This window comes from Collinsella sp. BIOML-A6 (assembly GCF_009875845.1).
Classification (GTDB): Bacteria; Actinomycetota; Coriobacteriia; order Coriobacteriales; family Coriobacteriaceae; genus Collinsella; species Collinsella aerofaciens_H.
In genome coordinates this window covers 1-1,307 of the sequence record NZ_WWSL01000017.1, presented here as the reverse complement: position 1 = coordinate 1,307, position 1,307 = coordinate 1, and the positions used below count along the sequence as shown (strand labels likewise).

General features: G+C 57.4%; 1 protein-coding gene. It reads left to right on the top strand.

What is annotated here, in order from left to right; translation table 11 throughout:
- The first annotated feature begins 527 nt into the window (after window positions 1-527).
- The gene (locus GT495_RS06765) at window positions 528-1,097 is read left to right on the top strand and encodes a manganese efflux pump MntP family protein (protein ID WP_003838678.1); all 570 of its coding nucleotides are present in this window, start codon (window positions 528-530) and stop codon (window positions 1,095-1,097) included.
- Window positions 1,098-1,307: the final 210 nt, after the last annotated feature.

Here is a 1,307-nt window from a genome sequence, read left to right as displayed (position 1 = left end):
GCCTAGACCTCCCTAAGCGGGATAATTCGCCCATACGCTGGAGGAATCACCCCGCTCAAGGCCCTTTCAGCGGCCCAAATCAGCCAGCCACTGGAACAATCCACCCGTTCAAGGCCCACTCAGCAACTAGATTCATCCAGTCACTGGAGGAATTATCCCACTCAAAGCCCGCCCAGTGACCCAAAACCTCCAGCCGGTGGATGAATCACCCCGCTCAGGCCTCTCCAAACGGGATGATTCATCCATGTACTGGAGGAATCACCCCGCTCAGAACCCATGCAACGACCCGAATCATCCAGCGACTGGAGGATTCGCCCCGCCACATGGCCATATTTTCGCGAGATGCGCTATAGTGGGGTCTTGTAATTCACGGCATGCGAACAGTATTCGCTGAATTCAAAGCCCGCTGGAAGCCATTGGCCCGCGTGCGGCAGTTCTATGTCGGTACCCCTAGGCGTAGGCGGAAATAACGAACCGTCGAGGCCCATCCCGTGGGGAGACCGGCGGGATGAACCTATCTACCAGCTATGTTGATTCAAACCCTACTTATCGCCGTTTCCGTGTCCATGGACGCCTTTGCCGTCTCCATCGGCAAAGGCCTGACCGTCAAGAAGCTGCGCGGCATCGACGCATGCAAAACCGCGCTGTGGTTCGGCGGATTCCAAGCGCTTTTCCCTCTACTCGGCTATTTTGCGGCCTCCACCTTCAGTAAATACGTCACCGCCGTGGACCATTGGATCATTTTCGGACTGCTCGCCCTGATCGGCGGCAACATGGTGCGCGAAGCGTTCGGCGAGGATGAAGAGAACGCCAAGGAGACTGCGGAATTCGATTGGCGCCACATGCTGCCGCTCGCCGTGGCATGCAGCATCGACGCGTTTGCGGTCGGCGTGAGCTTCGCCTTCATGACGCTCAACATTTGGATTTCCGTAATCATCATTGGCGTGACCACCGGCCTGTTCTCCGCCGCGGGACTGTATATCGGCCGCGCATTCGGATTGCGTTGGCAGAAGCCGGCACAGATCGCAGGCGGCGTAGTGCTGATTCTGATTGGCGTGAAGGTGCTGCTGGAACATCTGGGAATGCTGGCATTCTAAGAGCATCCTTCCTCGGATGCGTTTCCCACGACGGCCAGCTCACCGGCACTCATGGTGAAGGGTCCGCAATCGCAATGTGAACCGCACCCCGATTATTGGACTGAAGAAATTCGGATTCGATGATTGGAGGTGCGGTTCTTTCGTATGCGTGAGGATCGGAGGAAGCACTATGACGACGGGTTCCGGCGCGAGGCGCTGAGGCTCATTGAG

What these genes read in the sequence shown, in the direction of transcription:
- GT495_RS06765 (WP_003838678.1), top strand. Translation starts at nt 528, where the DNA reads ATGTTGATTCAAACCCTACTTATCGCCGTTTCCGTGTCCATGGACGCC.